This is a genomic window from Enterococcus olivae, assembly GCF_053760925.1.
In genome coordinates this window covers 1-16,776 of record NZ_JBSMVT010000038.1, presented here as the reverse complement: position 1 = coordinate 16,776, position 16,776 = coordinate 1, and the positions used below count along the sequence as shown (strand labels likewise).

Here is a 16,776-nt window from a genome sequence, read left to right as displayed (position 1 = left end):
CACTCACCGAATGTGTGTGGTGGCGATAGCGAGAAGGATACACCTGTTCCCATGCCGAACACAGAAGTTAAGCTTCTTAGCGCCGATTGTAGTGAGGGGTTGCCCCTTGTGAGAGTAGGACGTCGCCTCGCAAAAAGAAAAAAGAGATTTACGTGAACAAAACACGTAAGTCTCTTTTTTTGTCTTTTAACAGTTGGAGCAAAAAGAGCATCATGAAGTCGAAGTTTATATTGCAAGGTCTGCTGATTTTTGATTTTCTCTTCAAGAGACTAATTTGAGAGCGTTACCTTTTATTGCACAAAATTTCATCGTTTATTTGCACAAGCAATTAATCATTGGAATGTGAGATCCATCAATTCACTGATGGTCAGCATGTATAGCAAAAAAGATGACTCAGAGGATTGAATCATCTCTTTGAAAGATCAACTTGTTTGAATTCGCCTTTAGAATAAAAAATGTGCTGGACGCTTGCATACATATCTAACCTTTTTTCATCAATAAGAATTTCTGCGCAATCATTTTCGTCCCATGTAATAAAAATATCATCACTGTCATACAAAACTTTCGTAAAAGGGCCGTCATTGAAAGAAAATTCATGTTGTTGATGGTCCTTAAAAATAACAGGAACAGTACCAAAAGCCGGATTCAAGCCTTTTTGATAGATATCGATTCTATATTCTTCATTTGGAGAAGAACTACTGAGGATGTAATATTCTTTTTCAAAACTGTAATAAGCAGCTGTTTGTCGACCTACCAAGACTAAAAGTTCTAAGGAGATAAACAAAAGAAGCCTTTTTTTGTTACTAACTTTAATGAGGAGAAGCAGTCCAACAATCGGCAAGATGATTGCCAAGGCAGTCAATATAGTATGATAATCAAGAGCATTTAAAGTGGGCTTAATAGTAACTTTATAATCAATCAATGCTGTCTGTTTTGTTATAAATAGTGAAAAAAGATGGTGTAGAAAACTTGTAGAAAAAAGATTATTAACGTATTGTAAGTATAAAGCAATAAATATTTTATCTAGCGAGGAGAATGACAGTGAGATTTATTTCATGGAATATCGATTCATTAAATGCAGCATTAACTAGTGATTCTGCGAGAGCCGTATTGTCTCGAGGGGTGATCGATACGATCATTGATCTTGATCCGACAGTTGTCGCGATTCAAGAAACAAAACTATCAGCAAATGGACCAACAAAAAAACACATAGAAGTGTTAAATGAAAAATTTCCTGACTATGAAATAGCGTGGAATAGTTCAAAGGAACCAGCAAGAAAAAGTTATGCGGGTACAATGTTTTTATACAAAAATCATTTAGTACCAGAAATTCACTTCCCTGAAATCGGTGCGCCTAGTACGATGGATGCCGAAGGGCGGATGATCACTCTTGAATTTGAGAAATTCTACGTGACTCAAGTGTACACACCAAATTCTGGGAACAACTTAGTTCGTCTAGAAGAACGTCAAATTTGGGATGAGAAATATGCTGAATATTTAACAACATTAGACAAAGAAAAAATCGTTTTAGCAACAGGTGATTTCAATGTTGCTCACAAAGAAATCGACTTGGCTCATCCTGATAGAAATCGACGTTCAGCAGGCTTCACAGATGAGGAACGTCATGGCTTTACTCAACTTCTATCTAAGGGCTTTACGGATACTTTCCGCCATGTACATGGAGAAGTAACAGGGATGTATAGCTGGTGGAATCAACGAGTAAAAACAAGTAAAACGAATAATTCTGGTTGGAGAATCGACTATTGGCTAGTGAGTGATCGTGGAGCGGATAAGGTGATGGCTTCTGAAATGGTCGATTCGGGGGTCAGACAAGACCATACGCCGATCTTACTTGACATTGATTTAGACTAGAATTTGACTATACTAAGGGTGATAAAATGATAAATAAAGAACGTGCAATCAATAAATTTTTGGAACTGGTTCAAATCGACAGTGTCAGCTTCAATGAACGGGATGTTGCTGAGTACCTGATCAATCATTTTAGTGAATTAGGTTATGAAGTACTTGAAGACAAAATTTCAAACGAGCGAGTACCTTTGTCAAATACGGGCAATGTGATTGTCAAGATACCAGGAAAAGGTGCTTTGGCGACGGAAGAAACATTGATTTTGGAAGCTCATATGGATACCGTTGAACCTGGAAATGGTGTAAAACCATTGATGACAGAGGATGGAAAATATATTGTTTCAGATGGCTCTACAATTCTAGGGGCAGATGACAAAGCAGGCATTGCTCAAATTTTGGAAGTAGAAGCAGTCCTTCGTGAAAATGATCTGGCTCATCCACCATTGGAGTTTTTGTTTACGATTGGTGAAGAAGTAGCTATTTTAGGCGCCTTTGCAGTAGATACGAATCTATTGCAGGGAAAAATTGCCTTTGTTTTGGATGGTAGTGGTGGTCCAGGGACAGCGATTATTGGTGGTCCGGATTATTATGACATTACTGGCCAAATCATTGGAAAAGCAGCCCATGCCGGAGTAGCTCCTGATTCAGGTATCTCATCGATTCAAGTAATGGCTGAAGCGATTTCGAATATGAAGCTTTTAAAGATCGATGAGAACACGACGACCAATATTGGTAAGGTGATTTGTGATTATCCAACAAATGTCATTCCTGAGAGTACAACATTTGCGTTAGAAGTAAGAAGTCTCGATCAGGAAAGTGGAAAAAAACAGCTGGACCACATTGTTGAAGAGCTTCAAAATGCGGCGAATAAATTTGGTGCAAAATTAAAGTATGACATCAATCAAAGTCTGTATGCCTACCATCATTCAGAGGATAATCCAGTAATCCAGCGGTACAAACAAATGTGTGAACGACATAACCTTGAGTATCAAGGCTTAGTCATGCGCGGTGGTACCGATGTCAGTGGTCTGACCTTCAATGGGATCGATGCGATTGTTTTAGCAGCTGGTGGCGAGTATGGACATGAGTTGCAAGAGCGTTTGATCATTGATGAATTTTTGGAAAACACACAGCAAGTGCTATGGTTAGTTACGGAATAATTGAAAAGAAATAGCGAAAAGGCCTTATAGTTCTCGTACGATAAAAAACGTACACTAACTATAAGGTCTTTTTAACTAATGAGAAATTACTTTACTAAGGGGAGGATGCTACCGTTTTTGTTGGCTACAGCGATCTCAATGTCTTCGCTATTGATGTCTGAATAGACGAATTTAATTAGATCTTGCTCATTGAACAAGTCCTGGGCTGCTTCCTCGATTTTGACTTGGATCTTATAAATAGCATCAATGTCCGAGCTTGAGGCAGTCCCTGCATCTAGAGCTTCTTTCTGTTCTTCGATTTGATTACGTGTATATCGTTCACCTACACGAATCACGATTTCTTGATGTGCAGTAACCGTTTCGTCTGTATCGACGTCATTAACTTCTGCTGAAACTAATTCACTGTGTCGATTGAAATGATATTGCAGAGTATCAGCAATTCGCTTATTGATTTTTTCTGATTCAGGAATGACCTCAACTCTTGTGTCGGATGGATCGTTTTCTTCTAGTGTTTCTTTTAATGCATTGTTCATTTCTTCAAGATAGATTTTTTGTTGTCGTTTGGATAAATCTTCAAATTTAACAGGTTGAGCAGTCGTACAGGCACTTAAGCTGAGAAGTATGCCACATAAAACAAGCATTTTTCCCATTTTTTTCATTCTTACACCACCATTTGATTGATTGAACAAACGACTGCAAAGATCAGTTGCAGTCTCTAGTAAAGTGTATCATACTTAGTAAAAAGCAAAAAACTCTTTTATTTAAGTTAAATCTAATGAGTCAAAAAGGAGAACGTATGGCAGAATTATTAAAGAACCGCTACAATTTTGAAAGGATCCATGAGTTGGCTATAACGATCCAAGGCGTTTATCCAGCCTTTCAAGTAGACGATTTTATCAAGGGCGTTATGGATGAAACTTGGGAAGATTTGCCTTTGAAGGCGAGGATGCGGCAGATCACTGTCAATTTGGGCAAGCATTTGCCGGCTGAATACGAGGAGGCGCTGTCTATTCTCGATCGGGTGATCGAGAGTTATCCGGAAGGTTTTTCCGATTTTACACTAATGTATTTGCCGGATTTTGTTGAAGTTTATGGACAAGATGAGAAAGATTGGGAGCTGTCGATGAAGGCTTTAGAAAAATATACAGTGTTTTCTTCTTCGGAATTTGCAGTGAGGCCTTTTATTATTCAGCATGAACAACGGATGATGAAGCAAATGAGTCGGTGGGCTACCCATGATGATCCACATGTTCGCAGACTGGCAAGCGAAGGCTGCCGTCCTCAACTTCCCTGGGGACAGGCTTTGGTCAGCTTTAAGAAGGATCCTTCTTTAGTTATTGATATTTTGGAACAACTGAAATCCGATCCGTCATTGTATGTTCGTAAAAGTGTGGCAAACAATCTAAACGATATTTCCAAGACCCACCCTGAACGAGTGATCGAGCTCGCTAAAAAATGGTTTGGTAAAAACAAATGGACGAATTGGGTCGTAAAACATGGTTGCCGAACCTTATTAAAAAAAGGAAATCATGAGATATTGGCTCTTTTTGGTTTCGTTGACGGGGATCGTGTGATCATCGAAGAATTTACACTGGAAACCAACTCATTATCGATTGGCGAGGCTATCGTCTTTTCATTTGGAATCGAAGTCAATGAGCCAACCAAGATAAGATTAGAATATGCACTGGATTTCGTCAAAGCTAATGGCAAACGTAATCGAAAAATCTTTCAAATATCTGAAATTTCGTTAGAGGCTAACAGTAAAAGAAGATATATCAAGGCGTACACCTTTAAAGACCTAAGTACGAGAAAGCATTATCCGGGGATGCATTCGATCACGCTGATCGTCAATGGTGTTGAGCGAGAGCGAGCAGATTTTGATGTGACAGCTGTGGAATAGCCTGCTGCTTCGACGTAGGACTGCTTTTTCTGCTATAATTAAGGAGAACAAGTTTTTATACTGATATGAAAAGAGGGGAAGAGATGAAGAAAACTTTACTTACCATCGCGGTGACGTTTCTATCTGTTTATCTGCTTATACTGTTGTACGCCAACAACTTTTTTATCGGTTTAACTCCAAGGACCTCGTTGATCCTGTCCTGTGTTCTAGGGGCAATCTTAGGGATCGTTTCTACTTTAGTTATCATTGATCTTTTTACAATGAAAGAAATCTTTTTCTTCTTAGTAAAGAAAAACTATCTAAAGACTACCGTAGCGATACGGAAAGAGCGACTGACCAATGTTGTTTACAATGGTGGCGAAGATGGTCACGGTGGTTCCCGTCAAAAAGAATACAAGATCGAGTACCGGGATTAAGAAGGCAAACTTCATAAAATAAGCTATACAACCGGTATGTCCGAATCAAAATTTGCTTCCCTGCTTGGCTGGAGAGTTGGGACAGTCCTCAAAGCCTGGTATTCTCCGAAAAATCCGAGCAAAGTCGTGATCGATAAAGAGTATTATAAAAAGCAATTAAAGCAAAAGCTACAAAAGATGGAAGAGGACTGGAACAAAGGATAGTAGCTAAATAAAGACCATTAAACCATTCTTCTTTTTTGATAAGGAGAATGGTTTTTAGTTCAAATTTGAAATTTTTTAAGATATTGCTCGAAAATTCGTAAATCATCCGAATGATAATAGTTTTGAAGCGATCGTACTTGAGGAGGCCCATATAATTCTTTTAGATACCTCGGCCCGATGTAGCTGCCAGAGGGAAAGGACTCCTTCAAGGCTAGAATGGCAGAGGCTGCCCCTTGTTCAGCGGACTGAGCAAGTTTGTCAGTCACTTGGCGGATGAAGTGTTTCTTCCAGTCAGCAACTCGACCGTTAAAGATCGCTGTATTGGAATAACCAGGATGTACCGCAAGAACCTGCCAATCAGGTTGCTCTTTTGCAAACAACTGAGTCAGCAGCAGGTCAGCATATTTACTTTGTGCGTAGACCTTCTTAGCTGGTTGACCAGAAATAGTTTCTAATTGTAAGTGTTTGTGGTGTCCAACAACACTGCTCATAAAGACACATTTAGGATGTTGGGCATTTTGCAGTAACGGCGTGAGTTTTTTTGTAAGCAGGTAAGGAGCCAAGGTATTGGTCACCCAGACTTTATTCAGTCTCTTTCCCATAAAAGAAACGGTCTGTCCAGAATTATCAAAAATCCCTGCATTGTTCATTAGGGCATCAATATGGGTATACTGGCACTTTAATTGAGTGGCAAAATCATCGATCGACTGCTCTGAGCAAAGATCTAAGAAAAAGACTTCAGAGCTGCCTGGTAGTTTTTGAGCCATTTGTTTCCCATGAGCCGTATCTCTACAGGCAATGATCAGATGTGTTGTTGGATCGGACAGGGCTTTTGCGATCGCAAGTCCTAAACCACGATTTCCGCCTGTCACCACAATATTTTTCATAATTTATCCTCATTTCAAAGCATTCTACTTATTGTACCATAGCTATTTTGACTCTAGGAAGAGGACTGTTTTCGAAATTGGAGCGGCGTACACTGATACTTTTTTTTGAATGCTGTAATAAAATAGCTTAGATGATTGAAACCGACAGAGTAGCAGATCTCTGAAATTGAAAGTTCGGTCTGTTGTAATAAATTTTTTGATTCATTTAAACGATAGTCGATCAAATAGTCGATCGGAGAAAGACCGGTGTAGGCTTTGAATAAAGTAGTACATTTGTTTTTGTTGATGGAAATCACCTGAGCGATATCGGAGACCTTCAGCGGCTTCTGAAAATTTGTATGCACGTAATCCAGCAATGGATAGATCGCAGAAGAATAGGTTGTCGTAGTGATCTTCTCCATCGTGACTTGCGAAAGCAATCCTAGCAGCAACTCATACAATGGCAAGAAAGAACGTTCTGTTTCAACGGAAAATTCTTTGAGAAGGCGCTGTTGCGACTTGTTTAATTGGATGGGGATACAAGTGAAATCTGGATGGTTCTGAATCTTTGCGATTTCTTTTTGATAAAACGATTCATTGATAAAATTAGGTGAAAAATCGATACAAATAAAGGCTGCAGTCTCTGTCTCAGGAAGTGCACTGTGTAATTTGGAACTATTGATCAAGAGTCCTGACGATGGCTCAAGCTTGATTTTTTCTGTTTCTACCGTATAGTTCAATACGCCATCAAGAAGCCAGACAAATTGAAATTCTGGATGCCAATGGGGCATGATTCTGTCTTTTTGCTGTTTCTTTAATGTACGATGATAGATGGCTACAGGCAGCCCGTCAGTCACATGAGCTGTCGTTTCTTTTTTTGTTTGATTCGTTCTAAAAAACATCGTGGGCCTCCTTTACACAATAATGATAAAAATAACCATAATATTGAAAGAACTCAATGATTCATCACAGTATAATAATACAATAAAATGAAGAAATAAAAAGGAGATTTATGAATAAATTAAGAGGAATTTTATCAGCTTGTGCCGGAGCAAGCTTATGGGCAATCTCTGGCATTTCAGGAGAAATACTTTTCAATCAGTTTCACTTTTCAGCGGCGTGGTTAGTTTCCGCTCGTTTGTTTTTCTCGGGAATCATTTTATTGATTCTTACTTGGTTGATGAAGAAAAAAGAAATTTTTCAACCTTTGAAGGACAAAAGAGATCTGATAGAATTGATTGCTTTTGCTTTTTTTGGAATGTTTGCTGTTCAGTTTACTTACTTTTAAACAATCGAACTAAGTAGTGCTTCTTTTGCAACGATCATTCAATATACTGGTCCTTTTTTTGTGATCATTTATGAATCCTTCAAAATAAAGAAAATGCCTGCATTGGCGACCATTCTTTTAATGCTGGTAACCTTGTTGGGCGTTTCTTTGATTGCCTTTAATGGCAGCTTGCTACAGCTTTTTACATCTATGGAGTCTTTATTTTGGGGAATCGGTTCGGCAGTTGCCTTAGCTTTTTATTCCGTTCAACCAAGAAGACTACTTGAGAAATATGGTAGCTTCACGATCGTTGGCTGGGGGATGCTGCTAGGTAGTGTCGTAGCTAATGTCTTCCATCCAGTTTGGAAAATCGACGGGAATTTCACTCCAGCTTCTCTTGTACAGATTTTAATCGTCATTGTTTTTGGCACAGCCTTCGCTTTTTTGATCTATTTATCAAGCTTGCAGTTTATCTCATCTTCTTTGGCTAGTATTTTGACAGCTTTTGAGCCGATTTTGGCAATGGTGCTTTCCATTGTACTTTTCCAAATGTCTTTGAATTGGACGGAGAGTGTTGGTTTTGTTCTTGTCTTAGGTTCGATCCTGCTGTTGCAGAAAAGACTTTAAGGAAAGTTGAGCAAAAGTTACAAGGAGAGTATAATGGAATTATGTTAAGGATTAAGAAGCAAAGTTGGAAGGACGTTAGGATGCTCAAGTGTAGATAAACAGGAAGGAGAAATTGATGAGAGAACAGTCTAAAATCAAACAAGCCCCTGTGAAATTCAACGAAACTCAGTTTTTGATAAAAAAATTGGAAGAAAAACTGGGCATGCCAATGATCGTTTACTGGAATTCTTATAACGGTGGAGTTTGTCAAAATGATGTCACAATGCCTTTTACAATCTTTTTAAACAGGTTAGAAGTCAAGAGAAAGTCGCTCTGTTCATTCGTTCTGCAGGTGGTGATACACTGGCAGGATTGCGAATCGTCAATGTTATTCGCAATTATGCCAAACATGTGACTGCTCTGATTCCTCTTGAAACAGCCTCAGCTGCTACCTTGGTCACATTGGGTGCAGACGAGATTCACATGGGTCCGCTGTCTTTTATCACGCCGATCGATTCTTCTAAGCTGCCTCAGCTGTCCCCACTTGACCCAGTTACCAATGCCAAAGTATCCGTTTCACAAAATGAAATCCAAAGACTAGAAAGATTGTGGAAGGAAAATGCACCTGAACATTCAGATAACCACCATTATGAAGAATTGTATAAATACATTCATCCAGTTGTTTTGGGATCACTTGATCGTTCTAGTTCATTGTCTATCCGTGTAGGAAAAACGATTCTTTCCTATCACAATCAGAACTTGGAGGAATGTGAGCGAATCAGTACCAAATTGAACAGTGACTATCCGTCTCATTCGTATCCGATCGTTTTGCAAGAAGCACAGGAATTGGGCTTGAATGCCAATGAAATGGACGTAGAGGTCCATGATCTGCTTCTTGAACTGAACAGTGTCTATGCGGAAATGGGAAATAAAGCACGTTCAGATTTTGATGAATTCAATTATCATGACAACCAGATTCTCAATATTTTGGAGGGTAGGGATCTCCAGTTGTATTATCAAAATGATAGAGACTGGTTCTACATCAAAGAAGAACGGCGTTGGCATGTACTAAATGATAACAGCTACTGGTACAAGCTTACATGGGGAAAAGAAAATGTGATCCAAAAAGAGATCATGTATATTTCCTGAAAAACATACGCTCAAAAAAGATCACAAAGAAGGAGTACTCGACCACTGAGTACTCCTAAGTTGTTTTGTACTTGTTTTCCGCCAAGCACACGCTCATTATAACGAATTCTTCGTCACCGCTGTGTTACAAATTGAGGGAAAAATGATTACTAGAATGGATGTTATTCGGATAACCGGTAGTTTTAACTATTTTAAAATTGACAAAAGAGAAAAAAGAAGTTAACGTTAAGAACGTTGGAAAAAGATAGGCAATAAATAGTTAGTGAAAGGAACAATGGTGGTACTGATATGAACTCAAAAGAAAAAATGTTGGAATTGATCAAAAAGAAGCAAACGGGTGGCGGAAGATCCAAACAAATGGAAACGCCCAAAAATGATCGTAAAAACATGCGTAAGGGACCAAAAATTTACAACAAGTAGATTAGGATGCAGAGTATTGAAAGATATTCTGTATTTTTTTGTCTAAAAATTACTAGTGTAACATAGATCATTTTAGGATATTCTGAAAACCATCTTCTCTGGAAATTGGTCAAAAGAAAGAGCACTGACGCAGAGAGTGGCTTTTTCCAGAAAATTTTTTACCTGTCATTCAACTGAAGGCCAAAAAGAACACCCGTGTTTTCTTTTATGTGTCCAACAAACACTTATTAAAGAAAAAAGTTTCTTTCTCGTTGTGATGATTTCTAAATATTAGGGAAATTAAAGCATCTCATATACAGTAAACATGATGCAATTTCTTAATTGATCGATTTTTCAAATCCTTGATAAAGATAGATCCCTAAAATGGCGTTAAAAATAGTTACCGAAAAAACGCTGAATCTTTCTGGAATCCCGAAGTAATCAGCAGGCACAACGCCTGTTCCAATAGCTCCGATGAACATTAGTAGCAAGGACAGTAGCGCAAATAGTGACAGTCGTCTATATGTACTGGTTCTAATCCCACCCACGATAATAAATAGTAAGGAGATAATAGATAGTAGTACGACTGCTACTGTAACCACATAGATGTGAATAATATCTTGTATTGTGCCAGCATTTCCACTTGAAGAAAGCGGAAATAGGGTATAGCCAACATTAGAAATCCAGAGCATCAGTGCAAAGAGGTAGATGCCGATACGTAATTTTCGATTTAATTTGTCTTGTATATAAATGCAAACGGAAGTAATACTGACCATACCACAGATTCCATATAGACTAGCAAGTTGATTCCACAACATTAAAGAAGGGGCGTCAACAGCACTTAGGTCACTAACTGCTTGTGATTGCCAATTATAAGCAGGATAAGCAAGTGGTGCGAACACAACTGCCATTGTATATGAAATCAAACTGACAACCCCCAAAAAACCTAAATAATTAATTAATGTCTTCTTCATTATTGTTTTCCCCAATCTCCTTATGTTAGAAGTGGACAAACTGGCGATTTTTCGCCCAAGTTCGACCTCCAGTTCAAATGAAAAAATAAGCACATACTTATTGGCAAGTGAATAGTTATTTCCAGTCTTGGATAAATTATCTACGTGCTAGTGAAAAAACTTAGTCAATAATTTCCACACCCATGACCTTCAAATGACCATTACGTACGAGTTTGATCGTCAGCTTTGCTAGTTCATTTGGTTCCATGGTTGTCTCACTAGTGGTCCACCAGCGAATTGTCCCGATAAAAATCGAGGTGATAAATTCAATGATCAGGTCAACAGGAATCTCCATCGCACTTTCAGTTACCTGTAGCTGTTTTAAAACTTCTGGATATGTGGCGGTAAAAGTCTGAACGATTTGTTTGTGCAAGGTATCTGTTCCGGAAGAATGGAGAATCATTAGGAAAAACTTTTTGTTCTCACGAATCTGTTCATAAATCTTGGTAAAAGTCTGCTCGATCTCTTTTATTTTTACCCGATTTCCTTGCACAAGATGGCTTGGCTGGAATACAGAAATAAAACTTTGGATCGATGTCTGTAAAATGGAGTCATAGAGGTCTTGCTTGTCTTGGAAATGGGCATAGAAAGTAGCGCGGTTGATCATGGCTCGGTCAGAAATCTCCTGAACAGTGATTCGATCGTAACCTTTTTCTTCAACCAGAGCAACAAAAGCATCTAAAATCATTTTTTTGGAGCGTTTTACGCGCAAGTCGGTTTTTTTCATAAAAACTTTCCTCTTTTCTCAACAGATTCTCTTTTTATGTTGCTTATTTCACAAAGGTGGGGAAATTGTTGGTTGTAATTAAAAATAATCCTTCTAGAATATACATAAGTAGTATATCAGACAACTTGTTAGATAATCAACATGCGTTGAGTAAAGAAAGTGGGGAAGGATATGACATTACGAGCAGGAATCGATGTTGGATCCACTACAGTTAAACTGGTAGTCTTGAATGAGAACAACAACGCACTGTTTTCTAAATACGAACGACATTATTCAGATGTCAAAACAGCTGCGAAAAAAATTTTAGAGGAAGCCAAAACGATCGTTGGCAATCAAAATTTAACCATGAATATCACAGGATCCGGAGGTATAGGACTTGCGGATGTCTTAGCGATCCCTTTTGTACAAGAAGTGATTGCCTGTACGAAAACAGTAGAGGAAGTGATCCCAGAGACCGATGTCGCGATCGAGCTGGGTGGAGAAGATGCCAAGATCACCTTTTTTGAAGGGGCACTTGAGCAACGGATGAACGGAAGCTGCGCAGGTGGTACAGGAGCTTTTATCGATCAAATGGCTGTTTTACTGAAGACCGATGCCAATGGCGTCAATCAATTGGCGAAGGGCTACAGAACGATTTATCCGATCGCTTCACGGTGTGGTGTTTTTGCCAAAACAGATGTTCAGCCGCTGATCAATGAAGGAGCTGCTAAAGAAGACATTGCAGCAAGTATTTTTCAAGCGGTCGTCAATCAAACGATCGCCGGTCTGGCATCCGGTCGTAAAATCAAGGGGAACATTGCTTTTCTTGGTGGACCGCTATTTTTTATGTCAGAGTTGCGAAAAAGATTTATTGAAACCTTGGAGATCGCTCCTGAAAATGTGGTGTTTCCGGAAAATCCACAGCTTTTTGTTGCAATGGGAGCGGCTTTTTATTCTGAGAATTCAGAGCAAACGACTTTAACGGAGCTATTGGATCGCTTAACTTCAGCCGATCACTCGAGTTTATCAGTGTCAGATACCTTGGAACCATTATTTACTTCGGAGAAAGACTTGCTTGCTTTTCAAGAACGCCACCAACAAGCAACGGTCAAAGAAAAAGAGTTGTCTCAGCACTCTGGTCCGGTATTTTTAGGGATCGATGCAGGATCAACTACCACTAAAATCACTTTGATCGATGAAGATGGCTATTTGCTCTATTCCTTTTATGGCAACAATGAGGGACAGCCACTAGAGACAACGATCACGGTACTGAAGGATATGTATCAGCAGTTGCCAAAGGATGTCTATATAGCAAAATCGGCGGTCACCGGCTATGGAGAACGTTTGATCCACAATGCGTTGAAGGTAGATATCGGTGAAGTAGAAACAATCGCCCACTATAAGGCAGCCAACTATTTTCAACCAGGTGTCGATTTTATCCTTGATATTGGTGGACAGGATATGAAGGCGATGACGATCAAGGATGGAGCGCTGTCTTCGATTCAATTGAATGAAGCCTGTTCCTCTGGTTGCGGCTCTTTTATCGAGACTTTTGCCAAATCTTTGAAATACAATGTAGAAGATTTTGCACAGGCCGCTGTTGAGTCGCAGCATCCCGTTGATTTGGGTTCTCGTTGTACAGTGTTTATGAATTCTAAGGTGAAACAAGTACAAAAAGAAGGCGCTTCGATCGGAGATATTTCTGCAGGTTTGTCTTATTCAGTCATCAAAAATGCCTTGTACAAAGTGATTAAAGTCCGACGACCAGAAGACTTAGGGCAAAAAATCGTTTGTCAAGGAGGGACCTTTTACAATGAAGCCGTATTGCGAGCTTTTGAGCGTCTGATCGGTAGAGAAGTGGTTCGTCCTTCGATTGCTGGTCTGATGGGCGCTTATGGTTCCGCACTGATTGCCCTAGAAAATTATGAACCTGGTGAAGCAACCACGCTGTTGGAGTTGGAAGAACTGGATGAATTTTCAGCAGAAAAAGAATTTATGCACTGTGGCTTGTGCGAGAACAATTGTATGCTGACGGTGACCTTGTTTTCTGATGGGCGTAAATTCATTACAGGTAATCGTTGTGAACGTGGAGCACGTATCAAAATCAAACGTGAAGACCGAAAAGTCAATTTGGTTGATTACAAGTATCGCAAGCTATTTAAATATCGTCCTTTAAGAAAAAAAGAAGTTACGCGAGGAGAAATAGGAATTCCGCGAGTCTTGAACATGTATGAAAATTACCCGCTTTGGCACACATTTTTTACTGATCTTGGCTTTCGAGTGAAACTGTCGCCTCGGTCAAACAAAGAGTTATATGAGCAAGGAATAGAAACCATTCCCAGTGATACGGTTTGTTATCCGGCTAAAATGGCGCATGGGCATATCCAAGCATTGATCGATGACGGCGTTCCAATCATTTTTTATCCAGGAGTTATCTATGAACGACAGGAAGCTCAAGGAGCAGACAACCATTTCAATTGTCCAATCGTTCAAAGCTATCCGGATGTGATCCGTAACAATGTCGATGAGATTCGAGAGGGGAAAGTCGACTACCGTAATCCTTATTTGAATCTTGCTGATCAAGCATCTGTTGTTGATACCTTGTTTGACTGCTTCAGTGATCTAGGGATCACTAAAGAGGAAGTTGAAACAGCTCTGCAGCATGCCTTTCAGGAATTGGAAGCCTTCAAACAAGACATTCGTGAACAGGGAGAAGAAACACTAAGAATGCTGACAATGAAAGGTGAGCGAGGGATTGTCTTAGCGGGTCGTCCGTATCATGCAGATCCTGAAATCAATCATGGCATTGCCCAAGCAATCACGCAAGAAGGTTTTCATGTATTGACCGAAGATAGTATTTCTCACTTAGAAGAAGTGGGCGACTTGCGTGTCGTCAATCAGTGGGTCTATCATTCCCGGCTGTATGCTGCTGCCCGAGTGGTCGCTAAATCAAAAAATTTAGAGCTCGTACAACTGAATTCTTTTGGCTGTGGACTAGATGCGGTGACCACCGATCAGGTCGAAGAGATTTTGACACAATATGGCAAAATCTATACTGTGTTGAAAATTGACGAAGGGGCTAATCTCGGAGCCATCCGGATTCGCCTGCGCTCCTTAAAAGCAGCTGTAAAAGAACGGGAAAAACAAAACTTTGTACCAGTCAAAAAATTTGAAGAACCGGAAAAAATCATTTTCACGAAGCAAATGAAGAAAAAACACACCTTGCTTTTACCTATGTTAAGTCCGATTCATCAAAGCGGCTTGTTTGACGTAGCATTGGAGGCTTCAGGCTATCAGGTCGTTTGTTTGCCGGTAATGGACAAAGAGGCGATCAATGTGGGATTGCAATTTGTTAACAACGATGCCTGCTATCCTGCGGTCATCTCAATCGGTCAATTGATCGAAACACTGCAAAGTGGGACATATGATTTGGATAATGTAAGTGTGATGATGACCCAAACCGGTGGCGGCTGTCGTGCCACGAATTATATTCCACTTTTGCGTAAAGCACTAAATGATGCAGGATTTCCGCAAGTGCCAGTTGTTTCTGTCTCTCTTGGAAATAAAGGAGTGGAGACGAATCCGGGCTTCAAATTGACCTTGCCGATGATGAAAAAAATCGCTATTGCTGTCTTATATGGAGATTTGTTTGAGCGTTTGGTCTATCGGACACGCCCTTATGAATTAAATGAAGGCGAGATCGACCAGTTGCATGCGAAGTGGTTGAAGAAGGTCGAACGAAATGTCAGAAATGGTTCGTTGACAGTATTCAATCAAAACATGAAGAAGATTATCCGTGAGTTCGACACGATTCCTCTTTCAAATGAAGTCAAACCAAAAGTCGGTGTAGTAGGAGAGATTTTAGTTAAGTATTCACCGACAGCCAACAATGATATCGTTCGTTTATTGGAAGCAGAGGGAGCAGAAGCAGTCGTCCCTGACTTGATTGGTTTTATGGGGTATTCTCTCTACAATCAAATATGGAAGCATGAAAACATGGGCATGCCAAAGAAAAGCAAGGCGATTGCAGAATTTGCGATCAAGCTGATCGAAACGATTGAGAAGCCTATGTCTAAGATGCTCAATCAGTCGGAGCGTTTTACTGGTATTCATTCGATCCATCAACTCGCAGAGGATGCGAGTCAAGTCTTGTCGATCGGAAATCATACTGGTGAAGGTTGGTTCCTGACAGGAGAAATGATCGATTTACTTAAAACAGGTGTCGATAACATCGTTTGTATGCAACCCTTTGGCTGTCTGCCAAATCACGTTGTCGGAAAAGGTGTAATCAAAGAGCTCCGTCGTCAATACCCGAAAGCAAATATCGCAGCGATCGATTATGATCCAGGCGTTTCGGTTGTCAATCAGTTGAATCGCATTCGATTGATGATGGCCACAGCCAATAAAATGCTTTATGCAGAAGTTGATCATTAAGTGAATCAAAAGAAAGCGAACAGACACGTCAGTTGGAGTCATTTTAACGGTCTGGACGCTTTCTTTTTGTTTTGAGAAAAAACTACTCTTCTTGGAATGGAACCAGCTCAATCGTTACTGTGATCTCTTTATTTCCAAGAACCGTTTTTAATTCCTCAGCTTCTAAAATGGATCCTAATCTTGTATAGGAGTAAGAGGTCGACAAATTTTCATAAAACAGAACAAATTTGTTTGAACCATACAGCATGAGATCTCCGGCTTGTATATTACGGACAGCTTCGCTTTGCGTAGGCAAAGAGTCAGGTAATTCATAATATTTTTCATTTCCGTTCAATTCATTCATGGTGAGAGTCAAAGGAAGCAGTCGTTTAAATTGTTGAACGGTTGGGCTGTCTAACATCGCTGCTTTGAATTCTCGATTTTCTACGCGAATCAACAGCTGGTTTTCAGAAGGCGGTGACTGAGAGGTTGAACTACTAGAGGAGCTATTTGTCGAACATCCGGAGATTAAAAATAGGCCAATAACGAATAGAAAACAGGTGATGATCTTCAATAGAATCTTTCCTTTCAAATGGCTAGTTTCTTTGATTCTATATGTTGATCTGAAGGTCAAGTCAAGAGAAAATAGGAATTTACTCGGGAATAAATGCTTCAATATCTTTTTCCAAAATTTCAAGAACAAGTTAGCCACTTTTTGAAAAAAGTGAAATTCGTATGTTATTGCTAAGTATCAGTGTTGATTTGATAATGAGTAACGCCATGATAGTCTGATTCATACAGGCTGGTATTG

18 protein-coding genes and 1 rRNA gene are annotated in these 16,776 nt (G+C 39.6%); 12 read left to right on the top strand and 7 right to left on the bottom strand.

The window, feature by feature from the left end; all coding sequences use genetic code 11:
* Nucleotides 1-15 precede the first annotated feature (15 nt).
* Nucleotides 16-131: ribosomal RNA gene (rrf, locus tag ACWODM_RS15405) — 5S ribosomal RNA — on the top strand.
* Nucleotides 132-406: 275 nt separating this feature from the next.
* Here the strand turns inward: rrf and ACWODM_RS15400 are convergent.
* The gene (locus ACWODM_RS15400; protein ID WP_455322217.1) at nucleotides 407-922 is read right to left on the bottom strand and encodes a hypothetical protein; all 516 of its coding nucleotides are present in this window, start codon (nucleotides 920-922) and stop codon (nucleotides 407-409) included.
* Nucleotides 923-1,041: 119 nt separating this feature from the next.
* Here ACWODM_RS15400 and ACWODM_RS15395 point away from each other — a divergent pair, with 119 nt between their 5' ends.
* Together ACWODM_RS15395 and ACWODM_RS15390 are read left to right on the top strand one after the other, a co-directional pair.
* On the top strand, nucleotides 1,042-1,872 hold the full coding sequence (locus ACWODM_RS15395; RefSeq protein ID WP_455322216.1) for an exodeoxyribonuclease III: 831 nt from the start codon (nucleotides 1,042-1,044) through the stop codon (nucleotides 1,870-1,872).
* A 26-nt stretch (nucleotides 1,873-1,898) separates the two neighbouring features.
* On the top strand, nucleotides 1,899-3,026 hold the full coding sequence (locus tag ACWODM_RS15390; RefSeq protein WP_455322215.1) for a M20/M25/M40 family metallo-hydrolase: 1,128 nt from the start codon (nucleotides 1,899-1,901) through the stop codon (nucleotides 3,024-3,026).
* Nucleotides 3,027-3,112: 86 nt separating this feature from the next.
* Here ACWODM_RS15390 and ACWODM_RS15385 read toward each other — a convergent pair whose 3' ends face one another.
* Nucleotides 3,113-3,685: a hypothetical protein gene (locus tag ACWODM_RS15385; protein WP_455322214.1), complete on the bottom strand. Its 573-nt coding sequence runs from the start codon at nucleotides 3,683-3,685 to the stop codon at nucleotides 3,113-3,115.
* 137 nt (nucleotides 3,686-3,822) lie between these two features.
* Between ACWODM_RS15385 and ACWODM_RS15380 the strand changes: the two genes are divergently transcribed.
* The 3 genes from ACWODM_RS15380 to ACWODM_RS15370 all read left to right on the top strand — a co-directional run bounded on the left by ACWODM_RS15380 (nucleotide 3,823) and on the right by ACWODM_RS15370 (nucleotide 5,546).
* Nucleotides 3,823-4,926, top strand: a complete 1,104-nt coding sequence (locus ACWODM_RS15380; RefSeq protein ID WP_455322213.1) for a DNA alkylation repair protein — start codon at nucleotides 3,823-3,825, stop codon at nucleotides 4,924-4,926.
* An 83-nt stretch (nucleotides 4,927-5,009) separates the two neighbouring features.
* Nucleotides 5,010-5,342, top strand: coding sequence for a hypothetical protein (locus ACWODM_RS15375; RefSeq protein ID WP_455322212.1), 333 nt, complete (start codon nucleotides 5,010-5,012; stop codon nucleotides 5,340-5,342).
* Between the two features lie 36 nt (nucleotides 5,343-5,378).
* Nucleotides 5,379-5,546 (top strand): hypothetical protein, encoded by a 168-nt coding sequence (locus tag ACWODM_RS15370; protein ID WP_455322211.1) that lies wholly within the window; start codon nucleotides 5,379-5,381, stop codon nucleotides 5,544-5,546.
* A gap of 59 nt (nucleotides 5,547-5,605) precedes the next feature.
* Here the strand turns inward: ACWODM_RS15370 and ACWODM_RS15365 are convergent, their stop codons facing one another.
* Together ACWODM_RS15365 and ACWODM_RS15360 are read right to left on the bottom strand one after the other, a co-directional pair.
* Nucleotides 5,606-6,433 carry an SDR family NAD(P)-dependent oxidoreductase gene (locus ACWODM_RS15365; protein WP_455322210.1) on the bottom strand — a complete coding sequence of 276 codons (828 nt, stop codon included), beginning with the start codon at nucleotides 6,431-6,433 and terminating at the stop codon, nucleotides 5,606-5,608.
* A 53-nt stretch (nucleotides 6,434-6,486) separates the two neighbouring features.
* Complete coding sequence (locus tag ACWODM_RS15360; RefSeq protein ID WP_455322209.1) at nucleotides 6,487-7,314, bottom strand: helix-turn-helix domain-containing protein; 828 nt, start codon at nucleotides 7,312-7,314, stop codon at nucleotides 6,487-6,489.
* Between the two features lie 110 nt (nucleotides 7,315-7,424).
* Here ACWODM_RS15360 and ACWODM_RS15355 point away from each other — a divergent pair, with 110 nt between their 5' ends.
* From ACWODM_RS15355 to ACWODM_RS15335, 5 genes are all read left to right on the top strand, one after another.
* Nucleotides 7,425-7,700, top strand: coding sequence for an EamA family transporter (locus tag ACWODM_RS15355; protein WP_455322208.1), 276 nt, complete (start codon nucleotides 7,425-7,427; stop codon nucleotides 7,698-7,700).
* A gap of 60 nt (nucleotides 7,701-7,760) precedes the next feature.
* Nucleotides 7,761-8,306, top strand: coding sequence for a DMT family transporter (locus ACWODM_RS15350; RefSeq protein WP_455322207.1), 546 nt, complete (start codon nucleotides 7,761-7,763; stop codon nucleotides 8,304-8,306).
* A 115-nt stretch (nucleotides 8,307-8,421) separates the two neighbouring features.
* Entirely contained in the window at nucleotides 8,422-8,700 is a 279-nt protein-coding gene (locus tag ACWODM_RS15345) for a hypothetical protein (protein ID WP_455322206.1), read from the top strand.
* Nucleotides 8,658-9,434, top strand: a complete 777-nt coding sequence (locus tag ACWODM_RS15340; RefSeq protein WP_455322205.1) for a hypothetical protein — start codon at nucleotides 8,658-8,660, stop codon at nucleotides 9,432-9,434. The genes ACWODM_RS15345 and ACWODM_RS15340 overlap by 43 nt, the downstream gene beginning before the upstream one ends.
* A gap of 288 nt (nucleotides 9,435-9,722) precedes the next feature.
* Nucleotides 9,723-9,854: a hypothetical protein gene (locus ACWODM_RS15335; RefSeq protein WP_455322204.1), complete on the top strand. Its 132-nt coding sequence runs from the start codon at nucleotides 9,723-9,725 to the stop codon at nucleotides 9,852-9,854.
* Nucleotides 9,855-10,171: 317 nt separating this feature from the next.
* On the opposite strand, the gene ACWODM_RS15330 is transcribed toward ACWODM_RS15335, so the two are convergent.
* Nucleotides 10,172-10,807 (bottom strand): DUF998 domain-containing protein, encoded by a 636-nt coding sequence (locus ACWODM_RS15330; RefSeq protein ID WP_455322203.1) that lies wholly within the window; start codon nucleotides 10,805-10,807, stop codon nucleotides 10,172-10,174.
* Nucleotides 10,808-10,967: 160 nt separating this feature from the next.
* Nucleotides 10,968-11,573 carry a TetR/AcrR family transcriptional regulator gene (locus ACWODM_RS15325; protein ID WP_455322202.1) on the bottom strand — a complete coding sequence of 202 codons (606 nt, stop codon included), beginning with the start codon at nucleotides 11,571-11,573 and terminating at the stop codon, nucleotides 10,968-10,970.
* A gap of 171 nt (nucleotides 11,574-11,744) precedes the next feature.
* On the opposite strand from ACWODM_RS15325, the gene ACWODM_RS15320 reads away from it, so the two are divergent.
* Nucleotides 11,745-15,986, top strand: a complete 4,242-nt coding sequence (locus ACWODM_RS15320; protein ID WP_455322201.1) for an acyl-CoA dehydratase activase-related protein — start codon at nucleotides 11,745-11,747, stop codon at nucleotides 15,984-15,986.
* An 82-nt stretch (nucleotides 15,987-16,068) separates the two neighbouring features.
* On the opposite strand, the gene ACWODM_RS15315 is transcribed toward ACWODM_RS15320, so the two are convergent.
* The gene (locus ACWODM_RS15315; protein ID WP_455322200.1) at nucleotides 16,069-16,539 is read right to left on the bottom strand and encodes a cyclophilin-like fold protein; all 471 of its coding nucleotides are present in this window, start codon (nucleotides 16,537-16,539) and stop codon (nucleotides 16,069-16,071) included.
* Nucleotides 16,540-16,776: the final 237 nt, after the last annotated feature.

Coding starts and splice junctions, on each gene's coding strand:
- ACWODM_RS15390 (WP_455322215.1), top strand. CDS start 1,899: ATGATAAATAAAGAACGTGCAATCAATAAATTTTTGGAACTGGTTCAA.
- ACWODM_RS15385 (WP_455322214.1), bottom strand. CDS start 3,685: ATGAAAAAAATGGGAAAAATGCTTGTTTTATGTGGCATACTTCTCAGC.
- ACWODM_RS15380 (WP_455322213.1), top strand. CDS start 3,823: ATGGCAGAATTATTAAAGAACCGCTACAATTTTGAAAGGATCCATGAG.
- ACWODM_RS15375 (WP_455322212.1), top strand. CDS start 5,010: ATGAAGAAAACTTTACTTACCATCGCGGTGACGTTTCTATCTGTTTAT.
- ACWODM_RS15370 (WP_455322211.1), top strand. CDS start 5,379: ATGTCCGAATCAAAATTTGCTTCCCTGCTTGGCTGGAGAGTTGGGACA.
- ACWODM_RS15365 (WP_455322210.1), bottom strand. CDS start 6,433: ATGAAAAATATTGTGGTGACAGGCGGAAATCGTGGTTTAGGACTTGCG.
- ACWODM_RS15360 (WP_455322209.1), bottom strand. CDS start 7,314: ATGTTTTTTAGAACGAATCAAACAAAAAAAGAAACGACAGCTCATGTG.
- ACWODM_RS15355 (WP_455322208.1), top strand. CDS start 7,425: ATGAATAAATTAAGAGGAATTTTATCAGCTTGTGCCGGAGCAAGCTTA.
- ACWODM_RS15345 (WP_455322206.1), top strand. CDS start 8,422: ATGAGAGAACAGTCTAAAATCAAACAAGCCCCTGTGAAATTCAACGAA.
- ACWODM_RS15335 (WP_455322204.1), top strand. CDS start 9,723: ATGAACTCAAAAGAAAAAATGTTGGAATTGATCAAAAAGAAGCAAACG.
- ACWODM_RS15330 (WP_455322203.1), bottom strand. CDS start 10,807: ATGAAGAAGACATTAATTAATTATTTAGGTTTTTTGGGGGTTGTCAGT.
- ACWODM_RS15325 (WP_455322202.1), bottom strand. CDS start 11,573: ATGAAAAAAACCGACTTGCGCGTAAAACGCTCCAAAAAAATGATTTTA.
- ACWODM_RS15320 (WP_455322201.1), top strand. CDS start 11,745: ATGACATTACGAGCAGGAATCGATGTTGGATCCACTACAGTTAAACTG.